Origin of the sequence: Stenotrophomonas sp. TWI1409 (genome assembly GCF_039673015.1) — a bacterium.
GTDB classification, from domain to species: domain Bacteria; phylum Pseudomonadota; class Gammaproteobacteria; order Xanthomonadales; family Xanthomonadaceae; genus Stenotrophomonas; species Stenotrophomonas maltophilia_A.
The window spans coordinates 1-6,853 of the sequence record NZ_JBDJKU010000116.1; the positions used below are offsets into that span (position 1 = coordinate 1).

Genomic DNA, 6,853 nt, shown 5'->3' on the forward strand with positions numbered 1-6,853 from the left:
GTGGCGCGGGCGGGCCCCCCCCCCCGCCCCCCTGATGTTTTTTGTCTCGCCCCCCCCCCCCCCCGCCACTACCGAAAGAAGAACGGGCGCCTTCGGCGCCCGTTTCTTATTTGAATTTGTAGACCACGTTCATCGTGGTCAGCGTATCGGTCTTGCGCTTGTCCTCGGCCACATCACTGTTGTAACGCGCCTGCCAGCCGGCCTTCAGCGCCAGATGTTCGTTCATGCTCACCGAAACACCGAAGTCGTTCTGGCCGAAGGTGTTGTAGGAACCCGACTCGACCAGCAGGGTGTTGACCAGGTCGGTGTTGTCGGTCAGCGAGTACTTCATGTCGAACAGGCCGCGGCCGATCATGCCGGTGCGGGTGCGGTCGTCCTCGGTGCTGTGGGTGCGGCGCACACCGGGGCCGATCTGCGCGTCGAACGAGAAACGCTCGGTGTTCCACAGGCGGGTGCCGTAACCCAGACCGAACGAGCTCTGGCGGTCGTAGGTGGCGAAGTCATCGCGCTCGGTACGCACCGTGGCCGTCAGCTGGCGGTGCTCGCCCAGCTGCAGCGCGCTGCCGGCACTGCCGGTATAACGGTTGGCGGTGGTGTTGTTGCGGCGGCTGGTGGAGCCGTCGTCGCGGGTCTCGATCACCTTGGAGCTGGAGCGCAGGCCAGCCAGGTCCATGCTGTGCACCCAGTCGCCATCGGTGTAGCGCAGGCGCAGGCGGCCGTTGAAGCTCTCGGTGCTGCTGTTGCCGCGTGCCGAAGCGAAACCGAGCTCGCCGCCACTGCCGCTCCACGGCGAGGACATCGCCGCCAGTTCGGAGGCATCCTGCGCATACGCGAGCGGTGCGCACAGCAGCAGGGGGATCAGCAGGGACACGCGCAGGGACATCGGGGCTTCTCCGAAGCGGTTGACAGCCGGTGATGATACTGGAAGCGTGATGGCGGTCCGAATCGATCCAAACGGTTTCTTCAGCAGGCGTTGCCGCGATCGCCTATTCAGGGCAGATCGACGCGCAATGCCGGGTCGTTGAAGCGCGAATAGCGCAGGCGCAGCTGGAAGCTGCGGCCATTGCTGCTGCCGCTGCGTACGATCTGCCGCGGCAGGCCCTGCGCGTCCACCCAGTACTCCAGGCGTTCGCCGGGCTGCGCGCCACGCAGGCGGTAGTGACGCGTCTCGACCCCGTCCAGCGACTGGCTGCCCAGGTCTTCGGCCTGCAGATCGGCGGGCAGGGCATCGGCCGGCAGCGGGTTGCGCCATTGCTCGAGCAGGCCCGGCGGGGTCGGCACCTGCCGGATCGCGTCGTCGGCCTGCAGGAACATGGTGTCGCCGATGATCGTCTGCGGACCGGCCGGGGTCTGCACCCGGAAGCGGTCGGGGGCGACGAAGTCCATGGCGCTGCGCACCGGCTGCGGCGCGCCCAGCACCTCCAGTTCGGCGTGGAAGCTGCGCAGGGCCGAGAAGCGCTGGCTGGCGCCCAGCACCGCCTGCGCCGGATCCGCCGCAGGCACGGGCGCTTCGGTGCTGGCCGGGGCGGGCGCGCGATCACAGGCGGCCAGCAGCAGGCAGGCCAGCAGGGACAGGGCAGGCAACCGGCGCATCGGGTGTTCCAGAGGGGTGGGGGCGACCACGATAGCCCAAACGTCCCACACAAGACCCGCGACTCGGACATAATCGGGGGTATGGACCGATACGAACGCATCACCGCCCTGCATCGTCTGCTCAAGTCCGCACGCTATCCGGTGACGGTGGCGACCCTGCAGGACAAGCTCGGTTGCTCCCGTGCCACCGTCTACCGCGATCTGGCCTTCCTGCGCGATGCGCTGATGGCACCGATCGAGGGCGACGGCGAAGCCGGCTTCCGTTACCAGGCCGACGAGAGCGACCGCTTCGAGCTGCCCGGCCTGTGGCTGAGCTCGGAGGAGCTGCATGCCCTGCTGGCCTCGCAGCACCTGCTGGCGCGGACCGGAGGCGGCGTGCTGTCCTCGGTGCTGGCACCGCTGCAGCAGCGCATCGAGAGCCTGCTGGCGGCCCAGGCTGGCGTTTCCAGCTGGCCGGTGGACCGGGTGCGGGTGATTCCGCACCGTGGCCGCAAGTTCGATGAAGGCAGCTTCCGCAGCGTGGCTTCGGCGGTGCTGGAGCGCCGCCAGCTGGCGTTCGAGTACCGCGCCCGTTCCACCGACGAGCCGACCAAGCGCACCGTTTCGCCGCAGCGCCTGACCCACTATCGCGACAACTGGTACCTGGATGCCTGGGACCATGACCGCGAGGCGCTGCGCAGCTTTGCCGTGGATCGCATCCACAAGGCGCGGGTGATCGACAGCACCGCCCGCGACGTGGCCGACAGCGAGCTGGACGAGCAGCTCGGGGCCAGCTACGGCATCTTCTCCGGTGCGCCGAAGGGCTGGGCGACCATCCTGTTCAGCGCCAAGGCCGCCCGCTGGGTGGCCGACGAGCACTGGCATTCCAAGCAGCAGGGCCGCTTCCTGGCCGATGGCCGCTATGAACTGAAGGTGCCGTACAGCGTCTCGCGCGAGCTGCTGATGGACGTGCTGCACTACGGCTCGGATGCCGAGATCGTCGAACCGGTGATGCTGCGCGAGCAGGCCAAGGCGCTGCTTGAGCTCGCCCTGAGCAACTACGACAACTCCTGACACTCCCCCCGAGAACCCTTCCGCCCATGAAGAAGACCCTGTTGCTGCCCCTGCTCGCCGCTGCGCTGGCCCTGACCGCCTGCGGCAAGTCCGGCGAGCCCTCGCAGAAGCTGGTGGTGGCCGCTACGGCCGTGCCGCATGCCGAGATCCTTGAAGTGGTCAAGCCGATCCTCAAGCAGGAAGGCGTGGACCTGGACGTGCGCGTGTTCAACGACTACGTGCAGCCCAACGACCAGCTGGTGCAGAAGCAGGTGGATGCCAACTACTTCCAGACCGAGCCGTATCTGGATGCCTACAACCGCGATCGCAAGACCGATCTGGTGAAGGTGATCGGCGTGCACATCGAGCCGTTCGGTGCGTATTCGCGCAAGATCAAGTCGCTGGCCGAGCTGCGCGAAGGTGCCGACGTGGTGATCCCGAACGACCCGAGCAACAACAGCCGTGCACTGATCCTGCTGCACAAGGCCGGTGTGATCGAGCTGAAGGATCCGACCAACGCGCTGTCGACCCAGCGTGACATCAGCGCCAATCCGAAGAACCTGAAGTTCCGCGAGCTGGACTCGGCGATGCTGCCGCGCGTGCTGGACCAGGTCGACCTGGCCCTGATCAACACCAACTACGCACTGGACGCTGGCCTCAACCCGACCAAGGATGCACTGGCGATCGAGAGCAAGGACTCGCCGTACGTGAACTTCCTGGTCGCACGCCCGGACAACAAGGACGACGCCCGCGTGCAGAAGCTGGCCAAGGCCCTGACCAGCCCGCAGGTGAAGGCCTTCATCGAGACCAAGTACAAGGGCGCGGTGCTGCCGGCGTTCTGACGGCCGCTGGCCATGTGGTAGTGCCGGCCGCTGGCCGGCAATCTCCAGGCGCCCCCAAACATCATAGGGTTGCCGGCCAGCGGCCGGCACTACCGTCAGTCGACGTGGAAGGCGAGGGTGGCCGCCACGGCCTGCTGCCATCCCGCATACAGCTTCTCGCGCCGCGCCACCTCCATCTGTGGCTCGAAGCGCCGGTCCAGGCCCCATTGCGTGGCGATCTGTTCGCGGCTGGTCCAGAACCCCACCGCCAGGCCGGCCAGGTAGGCCGCACCCAGTGCAGTGGTCTCGGTCAGCCGCGGCCGCAGCAGCGGCACGCCAAGGATGTCGGCCTGGAATACGGCCAGGAAGTCGTTGCCGATCGCACCGCCATCGGCGCGCAGCTCGGTCAGCGCGATACCGGCATCGGACTGCATCGCATCGAGCACGTCGCGGGTCTGGTAGGCCATCGACTCCAGCGCGGCACGCACGAAGTGCGCTTTGCGGGTGCCACGGGTCAGGCCGAACATCGCGCCGCGCACATCACTTCGCCAATAGGGCGCACCGAGGCCGACAAATGCTGGTACCAGGTAAGCACCGCCGCTGTCGGGCACCTGCGCGGCCAGCGCCTGGCTGTCGCTGGCGCGTTCGATCATGCGCAACCCATCGCGCAGCCACTGCACCACCGAGCCGGCGATGAAGATCGAGCCTTCCAGCGCATATTCCACGCGCCCGTCCAGGCCCCAGGCGATGGTGGTCAGCAGTCCATTGCGCGAACGCACCGCCTGCGCGCCGGTGTGCATCAGCATGAAGCAGCCGGTGCCATAGGTGTTCTTGACCATGCCCGGCTGGAAGCAGGCCTGGCCGAACAGCGCCGCCTGCTGGTCACCGGCGATGCCGGCGATCGGGATCGGGTGATCGAAGAAGAACTGCGGCCGGGTATGCGCGTACACCGCGCTGGAATCGCGCACCTGCGGCAGCATCGCGCGCGGGATGTCCAGCAGCGCCAGCAGGTCGTCATCCCAGTCCAGCGTGTGGATGTTGAACAGCAGCGTGCGCGCCGCGTTGCTGTAGTCGGTCACATGCGCCTGGCCACCACTGAGGTTCCAGACCAGCCAGCTGTCGATGGTGCCGAACAGCAGCTCGCCGCGCTCGGCACGCTGCTGCGCGCCCTCGACGTGGTCGAGGATCCAGCGCACCTTGGTGGCGGAGAAATAGGCATCGATCAGCAGGCCGGTGCGCTCGCGGATCAGCGCCTCATGCCCTTCGGACTTCAGCCGCTCGCAGATGGCGTGGCTCTGCCGCGACTGCCAGACGATGGCGTTGTGGATCGGCTGTCCGGTGGCACGGTCCCAGACCACGGTGGTTTCGCGCTGGTTGGTGATGCCCAGTGCGGCGATGTGGCGCGGGTCGATCTGCCCGCGGCTGAGCAGTTCGGTCAGCGTGGCATAGACGCTGGTGAGAATCTCGCGCGGGTCATGCTCGACCCAACCCGGCTGCGGGAAGATCTGCGCAAATTCGCGCTGCGCGCTGCCGACGATGTCGCCGGCGCGGTCGAACAGGATCGCGCGCGAACTGGTGGTGCCCTGGTCGATGGCCAGCACGTAGCGGGGCGTCATGCAGCGTCTCCGGTAGCGATGGTGTTGGTAGAGTCGAGCCTGCTCGACTGCTTTTCATGTCAGTCGAGCAAGCTCGACTCTACCGTCTATCGATCCACGCCTGCAGCCGCGCCACCTGCGCAGCATCCAGCCGCAACCCCAGCTTGCTCCGCCGCCACAGCACGTCCTCGGCGTCCCAGGCCCATTCGTGGTCGCGCAGGAAAGCCACTTCCCGCGCATGCAGGCCGCCTCCGAAGTCCTCTCCAAGATCGTCCATGCCCCGTGCACCCTGCAGAAGGGCGGCGCTGCGGCTGCCGTAGGCTTCGGCCCAACGCCGTGCGATCTCCACGGGCAACCACGGTGCCAGCGCCTGCAGGCGGGAGCGCGCCTGTGTGGCGTCACCCCAGTCGCTGCCCGGCAGCGGGTCTCCGCCTGCCGTCCAGGCCGGTCCCATCTGTGGCAGGGCAGGGCACAGCAGGTTCAGCGCTTCCTCGGCCAGCACGCGGTAGGTGGTCAGCTTGCCGCCCAGCACATGCAGCGCCGGCGCCGGGTTGGACTGCAGCTGAAGGCGGTAGTCGCGGCTCAGCGTTGCCGCACGCGGGTCCGGGTCGGCCAGCAGGGGACGTACACCGGCGAACTGCCAGACCACGTCTTCCGGAGTGATCGGCTCACGCAGATAGCGGTTGGCGGCCGCGCACAGGTAGCTCACCTCGGAAGGCAGCACGCTGCAGCGCGCCGGGTCACCGCGGTAGTCGGTGTCGGTGGTGCCAATCAGCAGATGATCGTGGGTGAACGGCAGCAGGAACACCACGCGGCCATCGGGCTGCTGCAGCAGGCAGGCACTGTCATCGGGCCAGGGGCGGCGCAGCACGATGTGGCTGCCCTGTACCAGCCGCAGCGCGGGGCCGCCGCTGCGGGCCTCCATCTGCTCCAGCAGACCACCGGCCCATGGGCCAGCCGCATTGGCGACGGCGCGCGCGGTCACATGCTGCTGGCCATCGGCGGATTCCAGCACGGCCTGCCAACGGCCCTGCACAGGGCGCAGTTCGATGCAGCGGCTGCGCACATGTACCTGTGCGCCACGCGAGGCAGCATCCAGGGCATTGAGCAGTACCAGACGCGCGTCATCGACCTGCGCGTCGGCGTAGCTGAAGGCCTGCCGCAGATCCGGGGAGAGCCAGGGGCCGAGCGGATCATGCTGAAGGTCCAGGGCGCGCGAGGCGGGAAATGCCGGGCTGCGTGGGCCCAGGTGGTCGTACAGCCACAGTCCCACGCGTAGCATCCAGCGTGGGCGCAGGTGCGGTTCCCACGGCAGCACGAAACGCAGCGGGCGGACCAGATAGGGTGCCTGCCGGCGTACCACCTCGCGTTCGCCCAAGGCCTTGCGTACCAGACCGAACTCGCGCTGTTCCAGGTAGCGCAGGCCACCGTGGATCAGCTTGCTGCTGGCGCTGGAGGTATGCCCAGCGAGGTCGTGCTGCTCGCACAACAGCACGCGCAGGCCGCGGCCGCTGGCATCACGGGCGATGCCGGCACCGTTGATACCGCCACCGATCACCAGCAGGTCGACGTCGTGCATCGCGCCTCCGCATCCTGTGTGTAGAGTCGACTGTCAGTCGACTGCTCTTGCAAAAGTCGAGCAAGCTCGACTCTACGAAAGGCAGTCGAGCAAGCTCGACTCTACGAAAGGCAGTCGAGCAAGCTTGTATGTTCCTCCCGGCTCCTACGCGGTATGTAGGAGCCAGGGTGGAGGGACCGTCAAGCATGCATCTGCGGATACTAGCCGACAGACGAGTCGAGCGATCCCCATCC

Annotated in this window: 6 protein-coding genes; 2 read left to right on the forward strand and 4 right to left on the reverse strand. The window is 67.4% G+C overall.

All coding sequences use genetic code 11. The annotated features are described in order from the left end of the window. Nucleotides 1-106 precede the first annotated feature (106 nt). The gene (locus ABE423_RS20220) at nt 107-883 is read right to left on the reverse strand and encodes a DUF481 domain-containing protein (RefSeq protein WP_010481298.1); all 777 of its coding nucleotides are present in this window, start codon (nt 881-883) and stop codon (nt 107-109) included. A gap of 107 nt (nt 884-990) precedes the next feature. Further along, nucleotides 991-1,593 carry a hypothetical protein gene (locus ABE423_RS20225; RefSeq protein ID WP_049399177.1) on the reverse strand — a complete coding sequence of 201 codons (603 nt, stop codon included), beginning with the start codon at nt 1,591-1,593 and terminating at the stop codon, nt 991-993. Between the two features lie 81 nt (nt 1,594-1,674). On the opposite strand from ABE423_RS20225, the gene ABE423_RS20230 reads away from it, so the two are divergent. After that, nucleotides 1,675-2,646 (forward strand): YafY family protein, encoded by a 972-nt coding sequence (locus ABE423_RS20230; protein ID WP_010481302.1) that lies wholly within the window; start codon nt 1,675-1,677, stop codon nt 2,644-2,646. Between the two features lie 26 nt (nt 2,647-2,672). Continuing rightward, entirely contained in the window at nt 2,673-3,467 is a 795-nt protein-coding gene (locus ABE423_RS20235; RefSeq protein ID WP_049399178.1) for a MetQ/NlpA family ABC transporter substrate-binding protein, read from the forward strand. 95 nt (nt 3,468-3,562) lie between these two features. On the opposite strand, the gene glpK is transcribed toward ABE423_RS20235, so the two are convergent. Next, a complete protein-coding gene (gene glpK / locus ABE423_RS20240; protein WP_346487299.1) occupies nt 3,563-5,062 on the reverse strand; it encodes a glycerol kinase GlpK in 1,500 nt (499 codons plus the stop codon). A 79-nt stretch (nt 5,063-5,141) separates the two neighbouring features. Next, entirely contained in the window at nt 5,142-6,620 is a 1,479-nt protein-coding gene (glpD, locus tag ABE423_RS20245) for a glycerol-3-phosphate dehydrogenase (RefSeq protein WP_180837279.1), read from the reverse strand. Nucleotides 6,621-6,853: the final 233 nt, after the last annotated feature.

Coding starts and splice junctions, on each gene's coding strand:
- ABE423_RS20220 (WP_010481298.1), bottom strand. CDS start 883: ATGTCCCTGCGCGTGTCCCTGCTGATCCCCCTGCTGCTGTGCGCACCG.
- glpD (WP_180837279.1), bottom strand. CDS start 6,620: ATGCACGACGTCGACCTGCTGGTGATCGGTGGCGGTATCAACGGTGCC.
- ABE423_RS20235 (WP_049399178.1), top strand. CDS start 2,673: ATGAAGAAGACCCTGTTGCTGCCCCTGCTCGCCGCTGCGCTGGCCCTG.
- ABE423_RS20225 (WP_049399177.1), bottom strand. CDS start 1,593: ATGCGCCGGTTGCCTGCCCTGTCCCTGCTGGCCTGCCTGCTGCTGGCC.
- ABE423_RS20230 (WP_010481302.1), top strand. CDS start 1,675: ATGGACCGATACGAACGCATCACCGCCCTGCATCGTCTGCTCAAGTCC.
- glpK (WP_346487299.1), bottom strand. CDS start 5,062: ATGACGCCCCGCTACGTGCTGGCCATCGACCAGGGCACCACCAGTTCG.